We start from the raw sequence: 25,974 nt of genomic DNA, 5'->3' as shown, positions 1-25,974 counted from the left end.
CAGTCTTTTTACTTATTTTACCCTAATTCATGCTATAATAAAAGCAGTAAATCAATTTTAGAATAGGAAAAGTAATGATTTCAGCATTCCCTCACGTATGGCAAAAAAAATTAGAACAGAACCATTTTACAGAACTGACCCCCATCCAAAAAGAAGTGTTTAAGGCTATTTCTCAGGATAAACATGTCCTAGGTATCAGTCCAACTGGGACAGGCAAGACGCTGGCCTACCTTTTTCCCAGTCTGCTCAGGCTAAAGAAAGGTCAAGCACAGCAGCTGCTGATTCTGGCACCCAATACCGAATTGGCCGCCCAAATTTTCAAGGTGGCTAAGGACTGGGCAGAACCGCTTCATTTGATTGCTCAGCTCTTTATCTCAGGTGCCAGCCAAAAACGGCAGATCGATCGGCTGAAGAAAGGACCTGAAATACTTATTGGAACACCGGGACGTGTCTTTGAGCTGGTTAAACTCAAAAAAATTAAGATGATGGCTGTTAACACCATTATTCTGGACGAATTTGATGAGCTTCTGAAAGGAACACAGTATTCTTTCGCTGAAAATATTATCAAGCGTGTTGCACGCAGGCAGCAGATCGTCTATATGGGAGCCACTCAAAAAATAGACAAAGACCGTTTAGAAGACGGCACCATAGTGGTGGATTTATCTGAACAGAAACTCGACCGAATCGCTCACTATTACATTCAGACGGATAAACGCAGCCGCATAGAACTGCTCAGAAAATTTGCCAACATCCCCGATTTTCGGGCTCTTGTTTTCTTTAATAGTCTTTCTGATTTAGGAGCCTGCGAGGAACGCCTGCAGTACAGACAGCTCTCCGTAGCTTCTATTGCCAGTGATGTTGGCAAAAAACAGCGCAAGGAAACACTTGAACACTTCAAAGACCATGAATTGTCCCTCCTTCTGGCTACCGATTTAGCCGCCAGAGGAATTGATATTGAAGGGCTCGAATACGTTATTAATTTCGAACCCCCTCACGACAGGGATACCTACACTCACCGGTCCGGCAGAACAGGCAGAATGGGGCAGACCGGCACAGTTATTACTTTCATCAGTCATAAAGAAGAGCTCAAAAAACTCAAAAAATACGCTCCTGTCTCAGAAATTTTCCTCAAAAACCAAGAGCTCCGCAGCAAAGGACAATAATTTTCAAAAAGCACCAGCCTATAAAATATGGTCAGCAAAACGAAAAAATAAACGAGGCAGGACTTTAATATACTCCCCTTATAGTGGACAGTGAAAAAACAAAAAGTCACTAGAAACTATAGGAGGAGTTTTCGTATGTCTAAAAAAAGTCCAAAATCAGTAGAGGAAAAGCTAGCGATTATTCAATGAGCTCTTGATCATGAAAAATCAGTTGAACAGTTAAGTCGATACTATCAAGTTGATTCCTCAACGATTAATAGATGGCTAACTCGTTATCAAAAATATGGTGTGACAGCTCTAAAAGACAGGCGAACATGGAAAAACTATTCTTATGTCCTAAAATATCAAGCCGTTCAAGATGACCTTTCTGGTAAAGGCTCTCTAAGGGATATTTGTTTAAGGTATGCTATTTCCAGTAATGAGGTTCTCAGAAAGTGGGTAAAGCGTTATACTAGTGGTGAAACCTTAACAACTACTAGTAAAGGATACAGTCATATGAGACAAGGACGTCAAACGACTTTTGAAGAACGTGTTGACATTGTCAACTTCACCATTGCCCACGAGAAAGATTATCAAGCTGCCATAGAGAAATACGGTATTTCTTACCAACAGGTCTATTCTTGGGTACGGAAATTTGAGCAAGAAGGTCGTCAAGGACTGTTGGATAGACGAGGAAAGGGATTAGAAACAAAGCCTAACTTAAGCCCAGAAGAAAAACGCCAACTAAAAATCAAACAATTGGAAGAACGGAATCGATACTTAGAAATGGAGCTTGGTCTGCTAAAAAAGTTAGACGGCATCACTCGCAGAAAGCAACGATAAGACAGGGAAAATACTTAAGCCGATTTCAAGCGATTAAAGACTATCATGATGAAAGACCAGATATGTCTATCCAGTCTCTCTGCCGACTATCACAGGTATCACGGTCAGGTTATTACAAATGGCTCAATCACCAAGAAACAGCGTCTGAGAAGATTAATAAGAGACTTATGACAAAAATAAGGGAATGTCACAAGCGGTACAATGGTATCTTAGGCTATCGCCGCATGACAGCCTTCATCAATCGTCAGCTGGGAACAGCCTATAATAACAAGCGGATAAGACGCTTAATGGCTATTTTAGGAATCTGTTCCGTTATTCGGCGTACTCGTCATTCTTGTACGCTAGCAGGCGATAAAGACTATGGAGAGAATCTCCTTAATCGTGGCCAGTGCCCCTAATCAGAAATGGTGTACAGATGTGACCTACTTACAGTATGGTTTAGGATTTAGGAAAGAAAGCTTATTTAAGTGTGATCAAAGACCTTTATGATGGCTCAATCATTGCCTATGAAATCAGTCAGCATAATGACAATCCACTGGTGATAAAGACCATTAAGAAAGCTTTAGTGCTAAATCCTGATGCAACACCTTTACTGCATAGTGACCGTGGCAGTCAATATACCTCAAAGGAGTATCGTTATATTGTTAGACAGGCTGGTCTAACACTATCCATGTCACGGGTTGGAAAATGTATTGATAACGCTCCTATGGAAAGTTTTTGGGGACATTTCAAAACGGAGTCTTATGACTTGAAGACGTTCAAAACTTATGAGGAGTTAGTGACTGATGTCAAACGCTATATCCACTTTTACAATACCCAACGTTATCAGGCAAAATGAAATAACCTGACTCCCTTAGAATTCAGGAATCAGGTTGCTTAACTATTTTTATTATTTTACTGTCTACTTGACAGGGAGCTGTTCAAAGTCCTGCCTCGTTTTCCTTTTTTAACAGATGAGTTTAGCGCAGCGGTTGGTTGGAAGTTCTTATTCCTTGCTGCACAAGGGACAGCAGCCTGCCTAATCAACTGTGCGGAGGCGAGGCGGCAAAATCGAAAGCGTCATGTTATGACAATTTACCGATTGTTGTCCCGCTCTCATTTTTAAGAAGCTCAATTAAAGATGCCGAAGTCAACAGAATTCCGTCTTAGGATAAACTTTCAATAACATCCTCTAAACGTGAGATAGAATTCACAGGCAAAGCGGTTTTAGGATAGTTTTGGTTAAAGGACAGCAGGAAGTTCAAGCGGACCTGCATTCTTTCCCGAATCAGCTGCTTATAATTTTCATCAAAACGTGAAATAGGATAACCATCCAGCTCCAGATACTCAAAATGATTTAAAGGTCCAAAAGGCTTGAAAGTGCCCTTGTTTTCAACAATTTGCTCAATAATATTCAGACTGGTATTTTTAGGGATGCTTTTGCCCATATAAAGGCCGGTATTAATAATATAGCAGTCAACTCCAGCCTTGAACAGGGCCAGAAACTTACGATAATCTTCAACCAGAGGATAGACTCTGAAAGGATTAGCAAAAGGCTCAATAACAAGGCTTTGACTGGCTCCCGAAATATTTTCGGCATTAGAGCGTTTGGTCATTAATGTACATCCCATAGTAGTGGCCACTACCGGATCATTAATTTTAATCAAAGGCGGCAGCGAATCATCTTTCATAATCCAAAAAATCGCGTTAATGGGTTCATTAATCCGATCCACCCGATTAGGAGTGGCAAATCGAGATTTAACGGTCCGGCCGTTACCGTTGCGAATATCTTCAGTAACTAATTTTTTACGGCGGCTTTCATCCAAAGTCACACCGCAGTTCTGGACGGTGACAAAATAATCCTGTTCCGGATGACCGGTCGGATAATCATTAGTTTTATCAAAATAAGCAGGTTCTAAAGCAACAGAGGAACCATCTTTAATAGAGATAATAAAAGCATCATCGTGCAAAACTTTGATATCATACTTATTGTCATGTTTGGCATGCGTTAAGGTTGACTTTCCTGATCCGGACAAACCGAAAAAGGAAGCGACGTAATTTTTGTTATCTTTTTTGCCTTGTTTTTGCTTAAAAATCTTAAGACCGCCGTGACAGGCTACATAACCGTTCCGTGCCGCAGTACCCCAAGCCAAGGTCAGTGTCGCTTTCTTTAATTCTCCAAAATAATTTAGACCAAGAATAATGACACAATTATGCCTCGTATCAAAATAAGCTAAACCATCCGGATAGTCAGGATGGGACCATTTCGGATCAAAGAAAACAAAAATATCATCTTCTTCGTATTGTTTTGATACTTTCAAGCGATTTTTGAATTCTTCATCCAAAATTTGAAAGTTCAGCAGCCAAGAATAAAGATTATTAATTTCTTCTTCCGGTACCATCAGATGTGCTCTGGCCATAAAAGTCTCATCAAGTCCGACAATAGCATCGGCTTTATAAAATTTTCTTTTATGGGACTGATAGACAGCACTTCTGGCAATTGTCAGCAGACGTTCATCTTCTTCACTGTCTCTGCCGTAAATTCTTCTTGCTTTAGCCGTTCTGCCTACAATCGCTCCGGAATTTGTCAGCAAAACTCGGGCATAGGAAGGCAGCCCCAGCTCTTTTGTATGAATCACAGGCATGTCCAAAACAACAGTTCCTGCTGCCACCGAAGCCAGCTGATAAGCTTCTTCCAAAGTTTTTATCGGAATAACCTGGTTTTCATAAAAAGCTGTCTCAACAATCGTTTTCAAAGGTGAAAAATAGGAACTGTCCTTACTCATCTCTTCTGGTGAAAATTGTTTCCGTGTAACCATTAAATTCCTCCTAGATTGTATTAGGTTATCCCTATTATACCACAAATAAAAGAAAGCGTTATCATTTTTTAGCAAACAATCGTTCTCAACTCAAACTCCTTCTCGTAAAATTCAGCTTTTCCCAAATGATTTGTGCTGCCGGAGACCGCACCTATCTGCGCTGATTTTTTTGGCATTTGTTCCAGCACATTGGTTTACCGGTCATTAAAAAGTCTGGCTGATAAGACAAAAAAAAAACCGCCTTTCTAACAGCAAATGCACAAGCAAACATACTGTTAGAAAAAACGGGTTTTAGTTTATTTTATTTGATATCAAAGACAACTGATTTAATTCTGGTCATAGCTTCAATGGAGTATTTGACTCCCTGTGTATTGACACCTGATTTTTTAGCACCTAAGAATGGGAAGTTATCTGTACCGCGCTGTGTTTTATTATTGATATGCACAGTGCCGACCTCAAGCTGCTCTGCAACCTTAAAGGCCAAAGGATAGTCATTGGTGAATACAGCACTCTGCAGGCCAAATTCAGACTGATTAGCGATATGAATAGCCTCTTCAACTGAATGAACACGGATAATCGGCAGCACCGGACCAAACGGCTCTTCCCAAGCCAAACGCATATCGGTCGTCACATTGTCAAAGACTGTCGGATAAATTGTATTTCCTTCACGTTTAATTGCTGTAAGGGCAGTCGCACCCTGTTCTTTGGCATCCGCGATAAGACCTTCTACATAATCAGCCGCTTTGGTATCAATCAGCGGTGTAATATCTGTATTATCTTCAGGCATACCTACAGTTAAGTTAGCGACACGCTCAACAATAAGTTCAGCTAATTTATCTGCCACACTGTCCATGACAAGCACACGCTTAACAGCTGTACAACGCTGACCGGAATAGCCAAACGCCCCATCGACAATCTGTTTAGCTGTCAGTTCAAGATCTGCATCCTCAAGAACAATAGCTGCATCTTTACCGCCTAGTTCCAGCATAATCGGACGCATACCAGCTAAACGGCCGATATTTTCACCGACTGGTGTGGAACCGGTAAAGTTGATAAAATCAACAGCTTTATGCTCAACAATGTAATCGCCGATAACAGAACCCCGCCCGGTAATGGTATTGAAAACACCAGCCGGCAGTCCGGCTTCGGCAAAGGCTTCTGCTAAAAGAAGACCGGAAATTGAGCCTTGTGTCGGTGGCTTAAAGGCTACCACATTTCCTGTAATCAGAGCCGGTGCAATTTTCGATCCAGCCAGATTGACCGGATAGTTAAAAGGTGAAATGGCTAAAACAAGTCCAACCGGTTCACGGCGTACCATAGCGACTTTTCTCTTGCTGGCAGCCTCAAAACTGCCACCTTCAAGCACCTCACCTTGCGTCCGAACACCTTCTGCAGCTGCAAACTCCATAATTTCTACTGTACGTGTCACTTCACCGACAGAGGATTTGAGGCCTTTGGCAATTTCTTTAGAAAGAACCGAACCGATGGCTTCCGCTTTGCTGTGCAAGATATCAGCGGCCTTGCGTATATAGTTTGCCCGTTCAACATAGGAAAGCGCGCGCCAGGCTGGGAAAGCTGTCTTAGCAGAGGCATAGACATAATCCACTTCATCTGTGCTCATAGCAGGAACGGAGCCTAACTCTTCACCTGAAGCTGGAGCATAGATTTTAATTTCATCCTGTGAGAGTTTCCACTCACCATTGACATAATTTTTGTATTGCTTAGCCAATATAAGTCTCCTTACAAATATGATAACTTCATTTTATCATTTTTTTAACTTTTTTCAATTATTTGCTACAAGAAAAATTCAGAAAATTTTGACATCATTATAAATTTAAACATTATTGGCATTTCTTTTTTTTAAAATTTTCCCTGCTTTAATCGTTTTTATCTTATGAATTTTCTGCCGACAGTCATATTTCAACTCTGGAAGAAGCAAAAAACCCTTGAAATTTAGGGTTTCCAAGGGTTCTTTATGGTTAGTCAAAATCAACGTATTCTTTTTCAAGTTCAAGAACTTCATCCAGTGTTGCACATTCTGTCAAAGCCCGCTGAGCCAGTTCCTGCATCTTAGCAGTATCCAGTTTTTTCATTAGGCTACGTGTGCGAAGCACTGAGGTTGCTGACATAGAGAACTCGTCAAGACCCATGCCGACAAGAAGCGGTACAGCTGTCTGGTCACCGGCCATTTCACCGCACATACCAGCCCATTTCCCTTCTGCATGAGCAGCCTTGATAACGTTGTTAATCAAGCGAAGGATAGATGGGTTATATGGCTGGTAAAGATATGATACTTGCTCATTCATACGGTCAGCAGCCATAGTGTATTGGATAAGGTCATTAGTTCCAATTGAGAAGAAGTCCACTTCTTTAGCAAATTGGTCAGCCAGCATTGCCGCTGCAGGAATTTCAATCATGATACCAACTTGAATATCATCTGAAACAGCAACACCTTCAGCTTTTAGATTTGCCTTTTCCTCATCGAAGACCGCTTTAGCCGCACGGAATTCTTTGAGCAGTGCAACCATTGGGAACATGATGCGGAGCTGTCCATGGACAGAAGCCCGCAGAAGCGCACGGATCTGTGTGCGGAACATCTGATCCCCAGTTTCTGAAATAGAGATACGCAGGGCACGGAAACCAAGGAACGGGTTCATCTCTTTCGGCAAATCAAAATACGGAAGTTCCTTATCACCGCCGATATCCATTGTCCGAACAACAACCGGTTTTCCATTCATTCCTTCAAGAACTGCCTTGTAGGCTTCATACTGTTCATCTTCAGTCGGAAAATCTTGGGAATCCATATAGAGGAATTCAGTACGGTAAAGACCGACTGCTTCCGCGCCGTTATCATTAACTCCGTCGACATCTTTAGGCGTTCCGATATTAGCTGCCAGTTCAAAATGTTTACCGTCAGCCGTAACAGTTTGAGCGTCCTTGAGCAGAGCCCACTCAGCTTTTTGCTTAGCATAAGCTTCACCGGCTGCTTTAAATTCAGCAATTTGCTCGTCAGTCGGGTTAATGATGACTTCTCCCGTTATACCGTTAGCAGCGACGATATCACCGTCTTTGACACGGCTGGTGATGTCATTGGTCCCGAGTACGGCAGCAATCTCAAGCGTCCGAGCCATAATAGCCGAATGGCTGGTGCGTCCTCCGATATTCGTTACAAACGCCTTAACAAATTGTTTATTTAACTGTGCAGTATCAGAAGGTGTCAAGTCATGAGCAATGACCACAGATTCTTCAGCAATAGCGGCAGGATTTGGAAGCTTAACACCAAGAAGATGTGCCAAAACACGCTTAGAAACATCGCGAATATCAGCGGCACGTTCTTGCATATAAGGATTGTCTTCCATACCTTCAAAGATTGTGATAAACATATCAGTTACTTCTTTGAGGCTGCTTTCTGCATTAGTCTGCTTTGTCCGAATCGTGTCTTTAATCTGTGTAATCATTTCCGGGTCAGCAAGGACCATCAAATGAGCATCAAACACAGCAGCTGCTTCTTCACCAAGCGTTTCTACGGCTTGTTCGCGGATAACAGAAAGCTCGTTCTGCGATGCCTCCAGCGCTGCATCTAAACGAGCCTCTTCTGCATTTGTATCTTCGACTGTTACAGTCTCAAATGACAAATCCGGTTGAACGAGTAGATATGCTTTGGCAACAGCAACACCGTCAGAGGCTGCAATTCCTTTAAGCATTTCTGTCATAATTATGCCAATCCTTCTTTAGTCATCGTTTCTTCGATTGCTGCAAGGGCATCATCAGCATCAGCGCCTTCTGCAGAGATCGTCACATCAGCGCCTTGACCAACACCAAGGCTCATAACTCCCATAATAGACTTAAGGTTTACTGCTTTCCCTTTGTAGTCCAAAGTGATATCTGAGGCAAATTTACTAGCTGTTTGCACAAGTAAAGTAGCCGGACGTGCATGAATTCCTGTTTCTGCAACAATGTGAAAATCTTTTGAAGCCATAGTATGGTTCTCCTTCTCATTTTGTGTATTTTTGAATTATCCTATGATAACCCTTACATCTTAGTATTATACCAAATTTTATTTTTTTTTCAATTGCTAGACTGCTTTTTTTCTGAAAATTATCCATGAAATTAAACCTGCTAAATCAAACATAAATTGTGCTCATTCTTATACACATTGACTTTATTCTCAAGCTAAAATCAAGTATAATATATAGTGAAGAAGTACATGTCACACTTTGCTCATTATCTAAGTAAAAGGGTGTTAATATGAATCCATATATCGAAGTTGTTAAGAAAAACTTTCAGCAGAGTTCTCGGAAGACTTTAAAAGAATCTCTGTACGATGCTTTTCGAAAAACAATTATCCTCAGGGAAATTCCTGCCGGCGAACGCATCAATGAAAAAGAATATGCCGAATTGCTCAATATCAGCCGGACACCTATCCGATATGCTCTTCAGGAGCTGACCAAGGAAGGGCTTGTGGAACACATCCCAAAAATCGGAACAGTTGTTAAGGGAATCAGCATATCTGATGCTTATGAGATTTTCGATATTCGCAAAGCTCTTGACATCTTGGCTACAACAAAAGCTGCTCAGTTAATGACAGCTGAGGACTTTGATGATTTAAAAGAACTTTTGAAGCATGGCGACTATCTCGATCGCACAGATCAGGTTGATCTTCTCCTTAAAAATTTTACTGACTTCAACCAGTTTATCTATGACAAGAGCCAGATGCCGCGCATGAAAAATATCGCCGAAACGCTGAGAGAATATTTGCTGTATTTTAGGGATGTCTCCATTCGGGCAGCTGAACGCCGCCATATTGCCCTGAAAGAACATTGGCAACTCTACGAGGCAATGAAAAAGCGGGACGAGGAAACCATCAGAAGAGTAACTTCAGAACACCTTGGCCATTCCTTAACATTTATCATTCAGGAAATGGAGAAACGCCAAATTGACTGAACCTTTATCCCGCACAATAGCAGCTCTGGCCTCTACTGCTCTTCTTTACGAACTTAGTCTGACGCCTAAACCAGGGTTAGTCGATCGGTTTAATAACGGCTCTCATGATGATATGGACTTTCCTCTCTTTATTAAAAGCAGTATGGCTCTATTTCCTTTTTTCAAGGATTATGTCGAAGCAGGGCTGAATCACTCAGGTTCTCTGCAAGCCCTATTCGAACAGGTTAGATCGATTGGCATTGAAGCTGAAAAAGCGATGTTTGAGGCAACAAAAGGTATCAACACTCACAAAGGAGCCAATTTTTCCTTTGCTCTGATTCTCAGTGCTGCAGGCTACTTTTTAAAAGGCCATCCCAAATCTTTTCCACTATCATCGGAAGACAGCTCCGCCATTTTGAAGCTTATACCTGCTATCTGCAGTCAGTCTATGGAGAAAGATTTTCAGCAGATTGAAACGCAAAATAGGGAGACTCTTTCCTATGGTGAAAAACTTTACTTAGAGTACGGACTTAAAGGAATCAGAGGGGAGGCGGCCGGCGGCTATCCGACTCTGCAGCTCTTACTCCCCATGCTGAGATACAGCTTGGAGCATGGCTCCGCCGAGGAAGCCTTTCACAAGGCGACCATATTCCTTATGGCACATGTTGAGGATGGAAATCTCATCCACAGAGGCGGGATAGCAGTCTGGCAGAACGTAAAAAGACAAAGCCGAAACGCTCTCAGTCAAAACTTATCATCAGAGCAGACCCGCCAATGGCTCTCTGACTATGATCGCTTTCTTATCCAAAAACACCTCAGTCCTGGAGGTACTGCTGATTTTTTGGCACTCAGCTACTTCTTTATTCAGTTAGAAGGATTCCTTTAAGCTCGCAGCGAAGAATACCGGCTTTTCCCTTATTCCTAAATGATGCCTAAACCCAAAACGAATCCCTTTCAGCTCCATACTATGGAATTCACCGAAAAGGATTCGTTTTTGCTATATCAGCTGTTTGGATTTATGTATAAAACTGACTTTTTCGGCCGTTTTCTTTTCTCAGCTTTTCATAAATTTGTATATTGGAAACAGTGGTCATTTTAAAAAGTCTATTTCACTTTTTTAAAACAGATAATGGATCAAAATCAGTCAGACAAAAGACTAATTTAAAGACGGCAAGCCTATATCACGGCATATACTGCTGATACAAGCTTGCTATCTCAGCTTGCATCTCTTCAACAGAATGCCGCCTGCTGCGTCCGCACTCTTTAGCAGGCCTGTCGCAAATCAAACAGCTTCTCTGGGGGTAACCTAATTCCTGACGCGACAGACTGACAGGACTCGAATAATCAGACTTCCTGTACAAAATATCACTGTCGTACAGCCTAGCCAGGGGAGTAGACTCTTCAAAGGCAATCATCAAACGTTTTAAGGGCTCAGGAGCTGAATCAAGCACTAAAAAAGCTTCCAGTCCGGCTTTAGTATTCCTCTGTTGCCGATAAAGAATCGAAATGCTGTGCTCGTCCAATAGGTGAACAATTTCTTCCAAACCATGCCGAAATAGGCGCTCAATGTCGGTATTATTCTTGATTGGTCCAGGAATATTGCACTTAAAATCAAGAAGGACTTTATCCCTATATAACTCTAGCAGGTGCCCTTGAGTTTCTAAACGCAGTTCTCTGTCGGCTAAGACCTCCTGCAGCGATACCGATGAACCAGATGAAAACATATCTACTCCTTCACTAAGATACAAAGGCCGTTAAGAAATCCGTATGAAAATAGGGACTGACAAGTGATGCTTGCATCACGCTGGCAGGCATCTTTTTCATTAGGATTTTAGGCCGTGTTCAGTTCCACTAAGATACAAAGGCCGTTAAAAACGCAAAGAGAAAATAGGAGACTGGACGAAGAGCCGCAAGGCTCTAGGACAGGCTGTCTTTTTCTCACAGCGTTTAGGCCGTGTTCAGTTCCACTAAGAAGAAAGTGGGACAAAAATCGGTAAATGTCATAAAATGACGAATTCGATTTTATTATTCCACCCCACACAGTTACAGTTGATTAGGGATATTGCCATTCCCTGTGCAACAAGGGATAAGAACTTCCAATCAGCCACTGCGCCAAACACATATGTTAAAAAAGTAAAACGAGGCAGGACTTTTGTGTCCCAGCCTCTTATACATTTTACAGATTACAAGAACATACCGAAGACGATACTTCCGATAACCAATACAATGCCGCCGCCTAGACGTGAAGACAGCTGTGCATAGGAAATCAAGTCCATCCGCTCAGAAGCACCGAGAACGGCTAAGTCTCCGGAACCGCCGCGATTAGCCATACATAGACCAGCTGTGACAGCTGAATCGATCGGATAAAATCCTACTAAGTAGCCAATAATAGCTGAACCTAAAATTGCTCCTATAATAATCATTAAGGCCATCATGACATTTGAGAAGGTGATAGCTGAGGCCAACTCTCCGAGATCCGTATCGATTCCTACCCCAACCATGATAATCAAAATCATATTTTTCGTAAAGAAACTCTGGAGAACAGTAGCAGCCTTGCGAACGTAAGTAGGAATAACACCCAAGGCATTTGCTATTACCACAAAGATAATCATGTAAGCAAAAGTATGGATTTGAACGCCAAAGATTGTTGGCAGCAGAGCTTCACTAAAGAGACAGCCTAAAGCATAGAAGGTCAAGGCCAGCAGGAAAGCACCGCCGTAGTCAATCATAGAGAGTTTGACATCATCTTTTTCTGCAGCAATCTCTTCTGAATTCCTCATCAAGGTTTTGCCATCACCAGTCAAATTAGTGGCTCTTTTGCCGATACCGTTAAGAAGACCTGCGGCAACAATAGCAAAAATATTTGCAATGGTCAAAATCGTAATCGCAAAGCTGTAATAACTGGATGCCGGCAGCCCTGTCGTTTTTTCATAAATTTGGCTGAGCGGCACCGCACCGGCACCATTACCGCCGCCCATAACTGGAAGAACATATCTGATGACCACATCGGCTGGATTGATACCAAATAAAAGTCCTGTGATAATCCCCAATAAAGCTGCACCAACGACACCGCCTAAAATTGCCGGAATATAACCAGCCATTGACCTGAGCAAAAGTTTCCGCTCAAGTCCTAAGATAGAGCCTGTGATTAAGATGACGATGAACAGTGTCAAAAAATCGGCATCTTCTGTAGCCCAATTCATGGCTTCAACATAGGTTTTCGGGATGAAATTAAAATAAACTAAAGCTGAGCTGCCGAGAAAGGCCAGTACCAAACCGCCGCCGATGTAGATATTCCAAATGGGAATACGTTTTCCAATTTCATTGAAGACGACACCGATTGAAAGCATAATAGCAAAGGCTCCGCCCAAATCAGTCGGCAAGGCACCCATGTACATGGTTATCAGACAGATAACAATTAATACCGCCGCCAGATAAGGCGGCAGACCTAGAAATTTCACGTTTTTCATGAAATATTCCTCCTCTTATATTAATGTAAAATATTTTTAACCGTGTCAATCAGAGTTCCGTCTCGGTATTCAATGAGGGCTACAACCTTATCTCCATATTGGATAGGATCTGGATGCCCAACAATTTCATAAGCCTTTTCCTGCAGCTCTTTAATAGTAAATTGAGGGACTTTCAGTTCTTTGAAATGTTCCACCAAATCTGGACGGTTTGGATTGATGGCAATTCCAATTTCGGTAACCACAACATCAACACTGGTTCCCGGCGTAATAACCGTATTCACTTTTTCAACAAAAGTTGGAATCCGTCCCCGAACTAATGGTGAGATAACCAAGCTCATTTTAGCAGCAAAGGCTGTGTCACTGTGGCCGCCTGAGGCGCCGCGGATAACACCATCTGACCCTGTCATAACATTCACATTAAAATCTGTATCAACTTCCAGTGCCGAAAGGATACAAGTATCCAGCTGGTTAATGGCAGAACCTTTGCTCAGGGGCGAAGCATACATATTAGCATCAATTTCGTAGTGTTTCCCAGCATTGCGGTCCAAAGACAGAGCTGACGGATGATCGAAATCCTGAACGTCGATGATTTTTTCAACCAATCCCTCTTCAAGCAATTCAACCATAGCATTTGTAATACCGCCAAGCGCAAAATTCGCTTTTATTCCATCTTTTATCATCTGTTCGCGTATAAAACGCGTCACTGCAAGTGAAGCACCGCCTGTCCCTGTTTGGAAAGAGAAACCTTCCTTATAGTAGGGAGAATTGGTAATCACTTTAGAGGCATACTCTGCTATGAGCAATTCCTTTGGATTCTTAGTGAAGCGGGTTGCACCTTTGGCAATACCGTTTGGATCGCCGATAGCATCAACTACAACAACATAATCAACATCGGTCTGAGGAATGCTGACAGGGGTATTCGGATAAGGGACCAAGGTATCCGTAATAATGACAACCTGATCCGCATACTTAGCATCAACCATGGCATACCCTAAAGAACCGCAGGTTGCTTTTCCCTTTGTTCCATTGGCATTCCCGTACGCATCTGAACTTGGAGCCCCTAAGAAAGCCACATCAATATGAATATCTCCTCTGGCGACAGCACGCGCACGGCCGCCATGAGAACGGATAACAACAGGATTTTCCATAATCCCTTCGGAAATAGCGGCTCCTAGCTTGTCACGCAATCCGCTGGAAGTAATGTTAGAAACCACACCGTTTTTGATATGTTCAATCAAAGGGGCGTGGACATTGGCAATAGAACTTGGAGCAATGGATAGGTTTTTGATGCCCATCTTGGCGATTTCGTCCATAACCAAATTCATGACATAATCTCCCTCACGGAAATGGTGGTGAAAGGAGATAGTCATACCATCTTTGAGACCTGTTCTCTCAATTGCTTCACGAATAGATGAGAGTAATTTTTGATCACGAGGTTTGACCGGCTGGATGTGACGGCTGGATTCCTGATAATCATTAATGGCTGCAAGTTCTCCTGAAAAAACGCCATATTGTTCAGCATACTCTGCCGGAATATCTCGTCCTAATGTATTTAAAACCATATTACCACTCTGCCTCCTCTATAACTCCTGCAGCCTGTGCCAAAGCTAATGCGCGCTGCGCACGTTCTACAATCGGTTTATCAATCATCTTGCCGTTTAAAGAAACCACACCGGATCCCTTGGCCTCAGCTTCTGCTATGGCTGCCATAACTTGCTGAGCATGACTGATTTCTTTTTCCGTAGGAGTAAAGACATCGTTAACCACCGGAATCTGACGGGGATTGATGACTGATTTGCCATCAAAACCGAGCTGCTTAATACGTTCCACTTCACGTCTGAAATTATCCATATCATTGACATCTGAGAAAACAGTATCAACTGCCGCGATACCTGCTGCACGTGCCGCATGGACAATCATAGAACGTGCAAAGAAGAGTTCTTCCCCATCCTTTTCTGGGTAGCGTTTTGTTTTCATAGCTGTGACATAATCTTCTGCTCCTAAAGCAATACCCACAACCCGTTCACTGGCTGTCGCTATGGCCAAGGCATTAAACACACCGATTGGCCCTTCAATAGCACAGAACATCTTTGTTGACCCTACTGGCCGGCCGATTTGTTCCTCAACCTCGGTAATAACCTCGTCAACGTCAGTAACGTCCTGAGCTGTTTCAGTTTTCGGAAGCCTAATACAGTCAATACCGGCACGCACCATAGCCTCAATGTCATCACGTCCGCCTGCAGCTAAATCATTAATCCGAACGATCGTTTCTGTATCCCCGAAATCAAATGTTTTAACCGCCTGATAGAGCAGAAACCGTGCGCTGTCTTTTTCTTTAAGTGATACGGAATCTTCAAGATCAAACATAATAGAATCCGCACCATAAAGATTGGCATCTCTCAGCATAGCCGGATTGCTAGCTGGAACAAACATCATAGTTCTTCTTAATCGTTCCATTGTTCAATCTCCTCCCAGTTGATGGATTCTGTCTGACCGCTGGCACGATGGACAGCTGCAATCAAACGCGCTCTGATGGTGCAATCCAAAGCACCTTGATCTTTGACAACCAGTTTAGCATCCTGAACCCCCATAGAAGACAAAGTCTCTTGAATAACTTTGCGAATTTGGGCCCCAAACTGCTTTTCAACCGAACTGGTCAGTTCCAATTCAATACCATTTCCAGAATTTTGATCAATTAAAATCTGGACATCTGATGATTCTAAGGTGCCGGCGGTACCCTGCTGCCTTAATTCAAAATGATTCATAAAGCTTTGAGTCCTTTCTATTTTTTGTTTAATATACTGATAGGTAGACGGTGGAACCAAAGGTTTGATTTGGGCAAGTTCACCTTTCCGCCACAATTCACGGACACGGGAAGCACTGATGGCCTCACCGGCCTGTTTCCTTCTCTCAATGACAACAAGATCAACAGTGGGTGACAAAACCCTATTTAATTCTTGATTATAGATAGCTGTAACCGGGGAGTTGGGTTCTGTTCCTAAAAAGCGGTGGGTCAATCCCAGAGCCGGAACGATATGCTTTTTAAACAGCTGAGCATCCAAATGAGCTTGAATTCTTGCTACGTTTTCTTCTTCAGGTAAAAAGTAGGATGGGAAAGTAGCTGTCGATACCATGTAAGGACCCGTCTCAAGGACTTTCACCTGATCCAGATGCGAGACACCGGCTCTAACTAAAGCAAGGCGGTCCTCAAAACTGACATAAGAACGATCTTGAGAAACGACAAAGAGATACAGGACATCCACCTTTTTCACTGCTTGTTCTACAAGATAGAGGTGGCCCTTCGTAAAGGGATTAGCATTCATAACAATGGCTCCCTTTGTAGAACCTTGCACTCTATTCATTTTTAAAGCATCAAGGTAAGCGGGAAGGCCTTTGACCGCTTTTTCCATAAAAACCAGCTTATCTGGTACTCGAGCCAATTCCTTAAAACCTAAATATTCAAAAGACAAGCTTGCATCTGGTTTCGTATAAAGGTAGCAGCTGTCAAAGCTTTCAAAAATCAAGGACTCTAAGTGGGTTATTAAGGTACTGATGACCGTTCCGCCTGTATAACGGCCGTCAACTGCGACACACTTAATCACATTATCAAAAATGCTGCCTGTAGCTATCAGTTCCTCTCCGTCATAAATCCCATAAACTGCTTCTATACTGTCTTCATCACGAATCCCATTTGTTTTTAAGAGAGCTAGCCAAGCCTTTTTTACGCTGGGCTGCTGCTGAATCCACAAACGTTCGACAAGCATTCTGTCCCCCATTCTAAAATGTAGCATTTCAGACAAATCAACTGCCTCAATATTATCCGAAGTACTGCAATAATACTCCTGCTGCCACGGCTGAACCAATGACTCCCGCTACATTAGGACCCATAGCATGCATGAGCAAGAAATTTGAAGGATCTTCCTCAACACCTATTCCCTGTACAACACGGGCTGCCATCGGAACAGCTGATATCCCCGCTGCACCAATCATCGGATTGATTTTTCCTTTAGTCAAATGATACATCAGACGCCCCATGAGAACACCTGCTGCAGTACCAGCAGCAAAAGCAATCAGGCCCAGTACAATAATTTTTATCGTATCAGGCGACAGCAAGATATCCGCTTCTGCTTTGGCACCGACACTGACTCCCAGTAAAATCGTAATAATGTACATCAGTGAGTTGGAGAGGGTTTCTGTAATCTTAGGAACCTGACCGGATTCTTTAATCAGATTGCCTAACATTAACATGCCAATAAGAGGAGCTGAAGATGGCAAAAGCAAGACCGTAAAAATAGTAACAACAATCGGGAAAAGGATTTTTTCTTTTTTGGAAACAGGCCGCAGCTGCTGCATTTTGACCTTGCGCTGTTCCTTAGTCGTCAAAGCTCTGATAATAGGCGGCTGAATAATAGGAACCAAGGCCATATAAGAATAAGCGGCCAGTGCAATTGTTGATAATAAATGCGGTGCTAACTGACTGGAAGTATAAATAGCTGTCGGACCGTCCGCGCCGCCAATAATACCTACAGAAGCGGCCTCCGGTCCTGTCATACCGAGCATAATAGAGCCAAGCAAGGCTACAAAAATCCCCACTTGGGCCGCACCTCCTAACAACAAGGTCTTAGGATTTGAAATTAAAGGCCCAAAATCCGTTGTCGCGCCTAGGCAAAGGAAAATAAGCGGAGGATAAATACCCTTATCCACTCCCTGATAAAGATAATAAATCAAACCTCCGCTCGCTCCGTCAGCAGGAGGATCCATCAAACCACCCAGCGGCAGATTAACCAGTAACATGCCGAAAGCAATCGGGATTAAAAGGTAGGGTTCATACCCTTTTACAATCGCTAAATAAAGAAACAGACAGGCGATTCCAAGCACAATGATTGTCTTTAAGTCAAGAGCCATTAATCCCGAGGAATCAAACATTTCAATTAGAGCGTTTAACATAAGTCCCTCTCCCTCTCTATAATGTCATCAGGACTGTCCCTGCTTCAACTTGTGTCCCTTTATCGACGAAAATCTGATTCACAACACCATCCGCCGAAGCTACTACAGCACTTTCCATCTTCATCGCTTCCAAGATACAAAGGGTATCCCCTGCTTTGACACTTGTTCCTACCTGAACATTGAGGGAAATAATTGTTCCCGGCATAGGGGCGGTAACCTCTATTCCCTCGCTGCTATTCGGAGCAGAGGCTTGAGTGTCCGATGAATCTGATTCAGACTGATGGGCTTGGTTTAACTCCTGTTCCGAAATTTCTTCTAAAGTCACATCATAAGTCTGACCATTGACTGTAATCTGATATTTTTTCATGCTAAACTCCCTTAAACTAAGATACAAAGCCCGTAAAGAAATCCGTATGAAAATGACGGTAAGTCCGAAATCTGTGATTTCGCAGACGCACCTCTGCCAAGACGGCTAGAAGGGTGCGGTCAGCTGTTAAGACGGCAAAGCCTTCAGACGTCTACGGCTAAGGTTGTTTAGCAATCTGCTTACATCACGAAGACAGCCATCTTTTTCACTAGGATTTTAGGGCGTGTTCAGTTCACTAAGATACAAAGGCCGTTAAAAACGCAAAGAGAAAATAGGAGACTGGATGAAGAGCCGCAAGGCTCTAGGACAGGCTGTCTTTTTCTCACAGCGTTTAGGCCGTGTTCAGTTCCACTAAGATACAAAGGCCGTTAAAAACGCAAAGAGAAAATAGGAGACTGGATGAAGAGCCGCAAGGCTCTAGGACAGGCTGTCTTTTTCTCACAGCGTTTAGGCCGTGTTCAGTTACCTAATCCGTTTAATTGCTGTAATACGGTATTTTTTGTCTTGTTTATTGTCACTTGCAACAGCTAGGGCTGTCAGAGCGGCTACTAATTTTAGCTCTTCATTGTCGGCCAGAACCTTACCTTCTTCCCGAGAAGCTGGCTGCTCCGGCGAAACACTGTCAGCGGTTTGCGATGCGTTTCCGATAAATCTAAACCCTTCTATCAGGAACATCAAACCGACCAGAACAGTCATGACAACAGTTATTGCAACGACTGAGAGGCTTAGAGCTTCCATGATATCAATGTGTTCCATTTCTCCTCCTGGTAAGTTGTATAGTGACAGCAGTCATATCACTCGGGCAAACACGAGGATTGACTTTTGCTGTTAAGAATTTCGCTGTTTATGTTCTCTTTGCCTCAGACTGAGTCTTGATAAATACTTAGCTTATCTATAAGTTATTTACATAACAGCCTGAATCCTAATAACTTCATCTTCTTTCGGTTCCTGTTTGTCTTTAGGCTGATACTTCTGCTTCAAAAAGTCTTTTCCTAATTGCGGGAACATCGCATAGATCAGCACATCTTCCTCAGAACGCGCCAATCCTTCCAACTCCTGCTTCATCTTGTCTAATTCCGGTTCAAGCAAGTCAGCAGGACGAACATCAATCACTGAATCATCCTCAATAATTTTTTGTTTAATATTATCTTTAATCGGAGCCGGGGATTTTCCATATTTACCGCAGACATAATCTTTTATTTCATTTGGAACCATCTTATAGCGTTCGTTGGTTAAGACATTAAAGACCGCCTGAGTTCCAACCATTTGGCTGAGAGGCGTTACAAGAGGAGGATAGCCAAGATCTTCCCGTACCCGCGGAACCTCTTTAAGAACTTCCTCATAAAGATGCTCAGATTTAGCTTGTTTGAGCTGAGAATAGAGATTGGACAGCATTCCTCCAGGCACTTGGTAAATGAGAGTTTGGGGTTCCAATCCCAGCATTTTTGGAGCCAAAATACCTTCAGCGATATATTTTTCCTTAATCGGTTTAAAATAATCACTGATAGCCACCAGAGCTTCATCATCTAAATCCACCTTAAATCCTAACTCTTTTAAGACGGTACTAAGACTTTCAGTCGCCGGCTGACTGGTTCCTCCTGCAAGAGGAGAAATAGCTGTATCAATAATATCTGCGCCAGCCTCAGCAGCTGCTAAATAGGTCATTTCCGAAGTCCCGCTGGTTGAATGGGTATGCACTTCTATAGGGAGCTCTGTCACTCCTTTCAGAGCAGGAATTAAGGATCTTGCTGCAGCTGGTGTTAAAATCCCTGCCATATCTTTCACACATATAGAATCAGCTCCTAAATCTGCCATCTCTTTAGTCAGCTGTTTATAGTACTCAATGGTGTGGACGGGACTTGTTGTGTAACAAATTGTCAGCTGGGCATGCTTGCCATTTTTCTTGACAGCTTTAACACTGGCCTCTAAATTACGCACATCATTCAAAGCATCAAAGATACGAAAAATATCTATACCGTTTTGTGCAGCAGAGGTAATGAACTGCTCGACGATGTCATCAGCGTAGTGGCGATAGCCAAGGAGATTTTGTCCACGTAATAACATTTGCAATTTCGTATTTTGCGCTCTCTCTTTAATCGATCGCAATCGTTCCCAAGGATCCTCATTCAGATATCGAACACAGGAATCAAATGTGGCTCCTCCCCAGCATTCCAGAGCATGATAGCCAGCCTTATCGAGCTGCTCCATAATCGGCAGCATTTCATCAGTCCGTAAACGAGTGGCCATCAGACTTTGATGAGCATCGCGCAATACTGTCTCTGTAAACATGATATGTTTCACAAAGTTATCCTCCTTTACGATGATATTGATATGACCCTTTAATTTTGGTGGGGCTTACAAGCTTATCTCACTTGCTTTGGTAGGGCTTACAAACTATTATACAACTTAAAAATTCAAAAAAAAGCAGAAAGACACCAAAAAAACACGAAAAACACTTGAAAAACATCTAAGAAAAAATGTCCATGATTTACTTATAATTATAAAACAACAGTCTGACTTCCCTATCGCCTTACAGTACAAAAAAAGCGAAAGAAAATTCAGCCCATTTGAATTTTCTCTCACTCTAACACAAGATACAAAGGCCGTTAAAAACGCAAAGAGAAAATAGGAGACTGGACGAAGAGCCGCAAGGCTCTAGGACAGGCTGTCTTTTTCTCACAGCGTTTAGGCCGTGTTCAATTCACAAGATACAAAGACTCTGGAAAGCTCACAGTAAGAACAGCAAGACTGAACTGTCCCTGCAGTCGCCTGAGCAACATATAAGAAATGATTAAGAAAAACCGATTTTTCTGCATATTTTCAGCGTCAGCAGCCCCTCTTTGTGTTCAAGAGTGGCATAGTCAATTGCTTTTCCCAATAAGCTGTAGTCATGATCTGTACCATGCCCTCCCAGCAGAGCATTATAATACTCATCAATTTCCACTTCGCGTTCCGTATTGAGATCACTCAGCAGACGGTTAAAATGCTCCGGAATATCCGGAGAAGGTGTTGTGATGGTCAGTTCAAATTTTTCTCGGTCAAGCTGAAAAGAAACATCAAATTGATAGTATTGATGTTCTAAAAAATACCCAATCAACTCTTTCATAATACGAGTTGCTTTGTTTTTTTCACTAATCATAATTATCAGCCCTTGCCTTTGCATTTTATTCTGCTGAGCCTTTACGACGAGGCAGACTTTCTAATATCGGAACCAAAAAGGCCGCTACAAAACCGCTAGAAAAGCCATTGTTATAAAGACATAGCCCCAGATGAAGGTCAATAACACTCTGTGTGATATTAAATTGGAAAAATCCTGCTATCATCCCTACTATTATACCATAATAACCGGCCAGCGGAGCCAGCGAAGTGCCAAATAAAAGTGATAAAGAAAAACCAATGGTTCCGAATGGTTCGTCAGCGAAACAAGCTGCGATGATTACCCCAAATGCAACTGGCAATGTATTGCGCAGATGTTTTCCGAAACCGGCAAAACCAATGATGGACATAAGACCGCCTGCAATAGGGCCATTCAAGCGAATCCCCAGAACCAATAACAGACTCAGGTAAACCAGCCCTAAGAGCCCCATATTAAAAAAGGCTGTTTTGCGGCCATATTTAATGACAAAATCATCCGGCAGACGCCCGACTCGATGGCTCAGCTTAATAAATTTAACCCTGAAATCCTGAAAATCCAGCCGAATCAAAGCTTGCCCAAGCATCAGCAGACAAATTGAAAAAATATAAACTAAAATATAATCATGGGCTTCTGTACTCAACAGCTGAGTCTCTGGAATTTCAAATCGAAAATAACGTAAACAAGCATAGACAAAGAGACCGATAATCCCAGACGTAAAACCAATATTATACAAGGTATAGCCCTGATGGAATTTCAAAAATGCTTCGGCAAGGGGCGGTGTGACAAAGCCTAGGGCCAGTCCCAAAAGAAAGCCTCCTAATACTGAAAAAAGTGATACCCCATGTGAAAACATGACATAAGAGACCGCCGGTGCTGTACAAGTTGTAAATAAGCTAATGGAGGTATAAATTTTAAAGGATTGGTGCGACAGTTTCGCGTACAGGATAACGCCCAAAATAATGGGCAGAATATTCACTAGGTGTGTTCCAAAAAAAGAGTGTCCCACAAAAATGCCTATCGCAGCCATCTGAAAACCGGTCAGACGGGTCAATTGGTTACGAATATTTAAATAATAAGCGATGGCAAGATGCAGAGCGACATTCACAAAGGTTGCAGCTATACCTGCCACAGCAAAAAAGTCATGAATCAAATAGGTTTGCTGAGTTAATAAATGTCCATAATCGCTCCACCAATTCGTCTTGGCGGGTGTCAGCAAGCCAAAAATAAAGGTTCCAACAGCCAATAAAAGCAGGTTATCTTTTTCCCAATTTAATTGCCGCAGATGGCTCATTAGCATCTTTTCAGTCCTCCTTTGCTAAACTCTCTTATTACTAAAGTAACCTAACTGACGATAAACAGCAAGGTTTTTTAGTGTGTTTTTTAAGCGCTTACAAGCTGCAGCTGTCTGTTTCCTGCTTCTAACCACCTGATTTTTCTCCGTATTCCTTGAATTCAATTGCTGCTGCACTTCTGCGTGTTCTTTAATAGCTGTACAGGATAAAATGCAGAAATAATATGCCGTTTGCTTATCTAGAAAGGACTGGATAACTGAGTCTTGAACCTGCAAACCGAATCGGTTTTAAGACGCTCTGTTTCCTTAGAAACAAGCCAGACAGACTGTCATCTAAATTGGCTTCCCGTCCGAAATCCGTAGCACCCCTGTCAAAGCCGATCTGATACTATATTTCGTGTCCAAAAAAATAACAAAACACAATATCTTGTGTTTTTCGAGAAAAATTCCTTGCTTTTTTTTTCTATTTTGTATATCCTAGATACATAATGACTTTTCCGGAAAAGGAAAATTTTAGGAGGACCTATTTATGTCACAAATCACACTGTTTTCGAAGAATAACTGTATGCAGTGCAAAATGACCAAAAAATTCTTAGAACAGCACCAAGCCAGTTTTGAAGAAATTAATATTGATGAACATCCAGAAAAGATAGATTATGTCAAAAGCCTCGGCTTCACCGCAGCTCCGGTTATTGAAGCTGGTGATCTTGTGTTTTCAGGCTTTCAGCCTAACAAACTAAAAGAAATTATTTAATTTTTAAGGCTTCATCTCAGCAAATAAATGAAATGAAGCCTTATTATATGATATAAAAGGATATAAAGGAATTTTTTAGAATGAGTCTCAAAAATCTCGGCGATGTTTCTTATTTTCGCCTTAATAATGAAATTAACCGTCCCGTTAACGGGCAAATTCCGCTTCATAAAGATAAAGAAGCCTTACGCGCTTTTTTTGCGGAGAATGTTGAACCCAATACGATGGTTTTTGCCAATATCACAGATAAAGTCAACTACCTGATTGATAACGATTATATTGAAGCAGCCTTTATCCGCAAATATTCACCGGCTTTCATTGAAAAACTGGCAGCGGATATTCAGGCTCAAGGTTTTCGGTTCAAATCGTTTATGGCAGCCTATAAATTTTATCAGCAGTACGCTTTAAAAACTGATGATGGTGCATTTTATCTGGAAAGCATGGAAGATCGGGTGATGTTTAATGCGCTCTATTTCGCAGACGGTAACGAGACCTTGGCTCATGACTTGGCTGTTGAAATGATCAACCAACGCTACCAGCCTGCGACACCATCCTTTTTAAATGCTGGGCGCAGCCGCCGCGGTGAATTGGTCTCTTGTTTTCTGATTCAGGTTACAGACGACATGAACTCGATCGGCCGTTCCATCAATTCAGCCTTGCAGCTGTCACGGATTGGAGGCGGGGTCGGTATTTCTCTGTCTAATTTGCGTGAAGCCGGGGCGCCTATTAAAGGGTTTGCCGGAGCTGCTTCAGGAGTGGTCCCTGTCATGAAACTTTTTGAAGACAGCTTTTCTTACTCCAATCAGCTCGGTCAGCGCCAGGGAGCCGGAGTGGTTTATCTCAATGTTTTTCATCCTGATATTATCGCTTTTCTTTCAACCAAGAAAGAAAATGCTGATGAGAAAGTCAGGGTCAAAACTCTGTCTCTGGGTGTTGTGGTTCCCGATAAGTTTTACCAATTAGCCCGCCAAAACGAAGAGATGTACCTCTTTAGCCCCTACAGTGTTGAAAAAGAATACGGTGTCCCTTTCAACTACATTGATATCACCGAAAAATATGATGAGCTGGTATCTAATCCAAATATTATCAAGACTAAAATCAAGGCTCGGGATTTGGAAACCGAAATCTCCAAATTACAGCAGGAATCCGGATACCCTTATATTATCAATGTTGATACGGCCAACCGGAGCAATCCGATTGAAGGAAAAATCGTAATGAGCAATCTTTGCTCGGAAATCCTGCAGGTACAAAGACCAAGCCTGCTAAACGATGCACAAGAATTTGTTGAAATGGGAACGGATATTTCCTGCAATCTCGGTTCTACCAATGTGGTCAACATGATGACCTCACCTGACTTCGGCCGTTCCATCAAGGCTATGACCCGAGCTTTAACCTTCGTCACGGATTCATCGCATATTGATGCTGTCCCGACAGTTAAACACGGCAACAGCCAAGCTCATACTTTCGGACTGGGAGCTATGGGACTGCACTCTTTCTTAGCTCAAAATCATATCGCTTACGGCAGCCAAGAATCACTTGAATTCACAGATATTTATTTCATGTTGCTGAACTACTGGACTCTGGTGGAATCTAACAATATTGCCCGTGAGCGCCAGGAAAGCTTTGTCGGCTTTGAACAGTCACAATACGCTGACGGGACTTACTTTGATAAATATGTAACCGGTCAGTTTGTTCCAAAATCCAAGCGTGTTCAGAAACTTTTTGCCGGACATTTTATTCCGCAGGCAGAGGATTGGGAAGAACTCCGTCAAGCTGTTATGAAGGATGGGCTGTATCACCAAAACCGCCTTGCAGTAGCACCAAACGGTTCCATTTCTTATATCAATGACGTATCTGCATCTATCCATCCGATTACACAGCGTATCGAAGAGCGTCAGGAAAAGAAAATCGGTAAAATTTATTACCCTGCTGCCGGTCTTTCGACAGACACTATTCCTTTTTATACCTCGGCTTACGATATGGATATGCGAAAAGTCATCGATGTTTATGCAGCAGCAACAGAACATGTCGATCAGGGCCTGTCCTTGACATTATTTATGCGCAGCGATATTCCTCAGGGGCTTTACGAATGGAAGACAGAGAGCAAGCAAACGACCCGTGATTTATCTATTTTACGCAATTACGCCTTCAACAAGGGAATTAAATCTATCTATTATGTCCGTACCTTTACGGATGATGGTGAGGAAGTTGGATCTAATCAATGTGAATCCTGTGTGATTTAATCCATTGATAGCAGCTGAATCTTTGCCTGAAACAATACCGTTTAATATCAAACAGAAAGGAAA

At 42.4% G+C, this 25,974-nt stretch carries 20 protein-coding genes and 1 pseudogene; 6 read left to right on the top strand and 15 right to left on the bottom strand.

The window, feature by feature from the left end; all coding sequences use genetic code 11:
- Window positions 1-74: 74 nt before the first annotated feature.
- Both DDV21_RS04170 and DDV21_RS04165 read left to right on the top strand, forming a co-directional pair.
- Window positions 75-1,163: a DEAD/DEAH box helicase gene (locus tag DDV21_RS04170; protein ID WP_116878770.1), complete on the top strand. Its 1,089-nt coding sequence runs from the start codon at window positions 75-77 to the stop codon at window positions 1,161-1,163.
- Between the two features lie 135 nt (window positions 1,164-1,298).
- Window positions 1,299-2,823: pseudogene (locus DDV21_RS04165) on the top strand (IS3 family transposase).
- Between the two features lie 307 nt (window positions 2,824-3,130).
- On the opposite strand, the gene DDV21_RS04160 reads toward DDV21_RS04165, so the two are convergent.
- The 4 genes from DDV21_RS04160 to DDV21_RS04145 form a co-directional block, all read right to left on the bottom strand.
- A complete protein-coding gene (locus DDV21_RS04160; protein WP_116878928.1) occupies window positions 3,131-4,783 on the bottom strand; it encodes a phosphoenolpyruvate carboxykinase (ATP) in 1,653 nt (550 codons plus the stop codon).
- A 301-nt stretch (window positions 4,784-5,084) separates the two neighbouring features.
- Window positions 5,085-6,512 (bottom strand): NADP-dependent glyceraldehyde-3-phosphate dehydrogenase, encoded by a 1,428-nt coding sequence (locus tag DDV21_RS04155; RefSeq protein WP_116878927.1) that lies wholly within the window; start codon window positions 6,510-6,512, stop codon window positions 5,085-5,087.
- Between the two features lie 250 nt (window positions 6,513-6,762).
- Window positions 6,763-8,496, bottom strand: coding sequence for a phosphoenolpyruvate--protein phosphotransferase (ptsP, locus tag DDV21_RS04150; protein ID WP_116878926.1), 1,734 nt, complete (start codon window positions 8,494-8,496; stop codon window positions 6,763-6,765).
- A gap of 2 nt (window positions 8,497-8,498) precedes the next feature.
- On the bottom strand, window positions 8,499-8,762 hold the full coding sequence (locus tag DDV21_RS04145; protein WP_003064009.1) for a phosphocarrier protein HPr: 264 nt from the start codon (window positions 8,760-8,762) through the stop codon (window positions 8,499-8,501).
- Window positions 8,763-9,031: 269 nt separating this feature from the next.
- On the opposite strand from DDV21_RS04145, the gene DDV21_RS04140 reads away from it, so the two are divergent.
- Together DDV21_RS04140 and citG are read left to right on the top strand one after the other, a co-directional pair.
- Window positions 9,032-9,727 (top strand): GntR family transcriptional regulator, encoded by a 696-nt coding sequence (locus DDV21_RS04140; protein WP_116878925.1) that lies wholly within the window; start codon window positions 9,032-9,034, stop codon window positions 9,725-9,727.
- The gene (gene citG / locus DDV21_RS04135) at window positions 9,720-10,592 is read left to right on the top strand and encodes a triphosphoribosyl-dephospho-CoA synthase CitG (RefSeq protein WP_116878924.1); all 873 of its coding nucleotides are present in this window, start codon (window positions 9,720-9,722) and stop codon (window positions 10,590-10,592) included. The genes DDV21_RS04140 and citG overlap by 8 nt, the downstream gene beginning before the upstream one ends.
- 295 nt (window positions 10,593-10,887) lie before the next feature.
- Here citG and citX read toward each other — a convergent pair whose 3' ends face one another.
- The 11 genes from citX to DDV21_RS04080 form a co-directional block, all read right to left on the bottom strand.
- Window positions 10,888-11,430 (bottom strand): citrate lyase holo-[acyl-carrier protein] synthase, encoded by a 543-nt coding sequence (citX, locus tag DDV21_RS04130; RefSeq protein WP_116878923.1) that lies wholly within the window; start codon window positions 11,428-11,430, stop codon window positions 10,888-10,890.
- 459 nt (window positions 11,431-11,889) lie between these two features.
- On the bottom strand, window positions 11,890-13,176 hold the full coding sequence (locus DDV21_RS04125; protein ID WP_116878922.1) for a 2-hydroxycarboxylate transporter family protein: 1,287 nt from the start codon (window positions 13,174-13,176) through the stop codon (window positions 11,890-11,892).
- Between the two features lie 20 nt (window positions 13,177-13,196).
- A complete protein-coding gene (citF, locus tag DDV21_RS04120) occupies window positions 13,197-14,738 on the bottom strand; it encodes a citrate lyase subunit alpha (RefSeq protein WP_116878921.1) in 1,542 nt (513 codons plus the stop codon).
- A 1-nt stretch (window position 14,739) separates the two neighbouring features.
- Complete coding sequence (gene citE / locus DDV21_RS04115; protein ID WP_116878920.1) at window positions 14,740-15,633, bottom strand: citrate (pro-3S)-lyase subunit beta; 894 nt, start codon at window positions 15,631-15,633, stop codon at window positions 14,740-14,742.
- Window positions 15,621-16,940: a [citrate (pro-3S)-lyase] ligase gene (gene citC, locus DDV21_RS04110; RefSeq protein WP_116878919.1), complete on the bottom strand. Its 1,320-nt coding sequence runs from the start codon at window positions 16,938-16,940 to the stop codon at window positions 15,621-15,623. The genes citE and citC overlap by 13 nt, the downstream gene beginning before the upstream one ends.
- A 52-nt stretch (window positions 16,941-16,992) precedes the next feature.
- Window positions 16,993-18,123 carry a sodium ion-translocating decarboxylase subunit beta gene (locus tag DDV21_RS04105; RefSeq protein ID WP_116878918.1) on the bottom strand — a complete coding sequence of 377 codons (1,131 nt, stop codon included), beginning with the start codon at window positions 18,121-18,123 and terminating at the stop codon, window positions 16,993-16,995.
- 16 nt (window positions 18,124-18,139) lie between these two features.
- The gene (locus DDV21_RS04100; RefSeq protein ID WP_116878917.1) at window positions 18,140-18,490 is read right to left on the bottom strand and encodes a biotin/lipoyl-containing protein; all 351 of its coding nucleotides are present in this window, start codon (window positions 18,488-18,490) and stop codon (window positions 18,140-18,142) included.
- A 462-nt stretch (window positions 18,491-18,952) separates the two neighbouring features.
- Window positions 18,953-19,246, bottom strand: a complete 294-nt coding sequence (locus DDV21_RS04095; RefSeq protein WP_116878916.1) for an OadG family protein — start codon at window positions 19,244-19,246, stop codon at window positions 18,953-18,955.
- Between the two features lie 147 nt (window positions 19,247-19,393).
- Window positions 19,394-20,791: an oxaloacetate decarboxylase subunit alpha gene (locus DDV21_RS04090; protein WP_374936051.1), complete on the bottom strand. Its 1,398-nt coding sequence runs from the start codon at window positions 20,789-20,791 to the stop codon at window positions 19,394-19,396.
- A gap of 490 nt (window positions 20,792-21,281) precedes the next feature.
- Window positions 21,282-21,629: a hypothetical protein gene (locus DDV21_RS04085; RefSeq protein ID WP_142917744.1), complete on the bottom strand. Its 348-nt coding sequence runs from the start codon at window positions 21,627-21,629 to the stop codon at window positions 21,282-21,284.
- Between the two features lie 25 nt (window positions 21,630-21,654).
- On the bottom strand, window positions 21,655-22,923 hold the full coding sequence (locus DDV21_RS04080) for a DUF1576 domain-containing protein (protein ID WP_241964702.1): 1,269 nt from the start codon (window positions 22,921-22,923) through the stop codon (window positions 21,655-21,657).
- Window positions 22,924-23,446: 523 nt separating this feature from the next.
- Between DDV21_RS04080 and nrdH the strand changes: the two genes are divergently transcribed.
- Both nrdH and nrdE read left to right on the top strand, forming a co-directional pair.
- Entirely contained in the window at window positions 23,447-23,671 is a 225-nt protein-coding gene (nrdH, locus tag DDV21_RS04070) for a glutaredoxin-like protein NrdH (RefSeq protein WP_116879106.1), read from the top strand.
- Window positions 23,672-23,751: 80 nt separating this feature from the next.
- Window positions 23,752-25,911, top strand: a complete 2,160-nt coding sequence (gene nrdE / locus DDV21_RS04065) for a class 1b ribonucleoside-diphosphate reductase subunit alpha (protein WP_116879107.1) — start codon at window positions 23,752-23,754, stop codon at window positions 25,909-25,911.
- Window positions 25,912-25,974: the final 63 nt, after the last annotated feature.

The sequence above is a fragment of the Streptococcus chenjunshii genome (assembly GCF_003086355.1).
GTDB lineage: Bacteria > Bacillota > Bacilli > Lactobacillales > Streptococcaceae > Streptococcus > Streptococcus chenjunshii.
Note: the sequence above shows the minus strand (reverse complement) of the source record. Positions and strands in the feature narration are given on the sequence as shown.

Bases quoted from the DNA above. Each gene is read 5' to 3' on its own strand.
- DDV21_RS04170 (WP_116878770.1), top strand. From the start codon at position 75: ATGATTTCAGCATTCCCTCACGTATGGCAAAAAAAATTAGAACAGAAC.
- DDV21_RS04160 (WP_116878928.1), bottom strand. From the start codon at position 4,783: ATGGTTACACGGAAACAATTTTCACCAGAAGAGATGAGTAAGGACAGT.
- ptsP (WP_116878926.1), bottom strand. From the start codon at position 8,496: ATGACAGAAATGCTTAAAGGAATTGCAGCCTCTGACGGTGTTGCTGTT.
- DDV21_RS04145 (WP_003064009.1), bottom strand. From the start codon at position 8,762: ATGGCTTCAAAAGATTTTCACATTGTTGCAGAAACAGGAATTCATGCA.
- DDV21_RS04140 (WP_116878925.1), top strand. From the start codon at position 9,032: ATGAATCCATATATCGAAGTTGTTAAGAAAAACTTTCAGCAGAGTTCT.
- citX (WP_116878923.1), bottom strand. From the start codon at position 11,430: ATGTTTTCATCTGGTTCATCGGTATCGCTGCAGGAGGTCTTAGCCGAC.
- DDV21_RS04125 (WP_116878922.1), bottom strand. From the start codon at position 13,176: ATGAAAAACGTGAAATTTCTAGGTCTGCCGCCTTATCTGGCGGCGGTA.
- citF (WP_116878921.1), bottom strand. From the start codon at position 14,738: ATGGTTTTAAATACATTAGGACGAGATATTCCGGCAGAGTATGCTGAA.
- citE (WP_116878920.1), bottom strand. From the start codon at position 15,633: ATGGAACGATTAAGAAGAACTATGATGTTTGTTCCAGCTAGCAATCCG.
- citC (WP_116878919.1), bottom strand. From the start codon at position 16,940: ATGCTTGTCGAACGTTTGTGGATTCAGCAGCAGCCCAGCGTAAAAAAG.
- DDV21_RS04105 (WP_116878918.1), bottom strand. From the start codon at position 18,123: ATGTTAAACGCTCTAATTGAAATGTTTGATTCCTCGGGATTAATGGCT.
- DDV21_RS04100 (WP_116878917.1), bottom strand. From the start codon at position 18,490: ATGAAAAAATATCAGATTACAGTCAATGGTCAGACTTATGATGTGACT.
- DDV21_RS04095 (WP_116878916.1), bottom strand. From the start codon at position 19,246: ATGGAACACATTGATATCATGGAAGCTCTAAGCCTCTCAGTCGTTGCA.
- DDV21_RS04085 (WP_142917744.1), bottom strand. From the start codon at position 21,629: ATGATTAGTGAAAAAAACAAAGCAACTCGTATTATGAAAGAGTTGATT.
- DDV21_RS04080 (WP_241964702.1), bottom strand. From the start codon at position 22,923: ATGCTAATGAGCCATCTGCGGCAATTAAATTGGGAAAAAGATAACCTG.
- nrdH (WP_116879106.1), top strand. From the start codon at position 23,447: ATGTCACAAATCACACTGTTTTCGAAGAATAACTGTATGCAGTGCAAA.
- nrdE (WP_116879107.1), top strand. From the start codon at position 23,752: ATGAGTCTCAAAAATCTCGGCGATGTTTCTTATTTTCGCCTTAATAAT.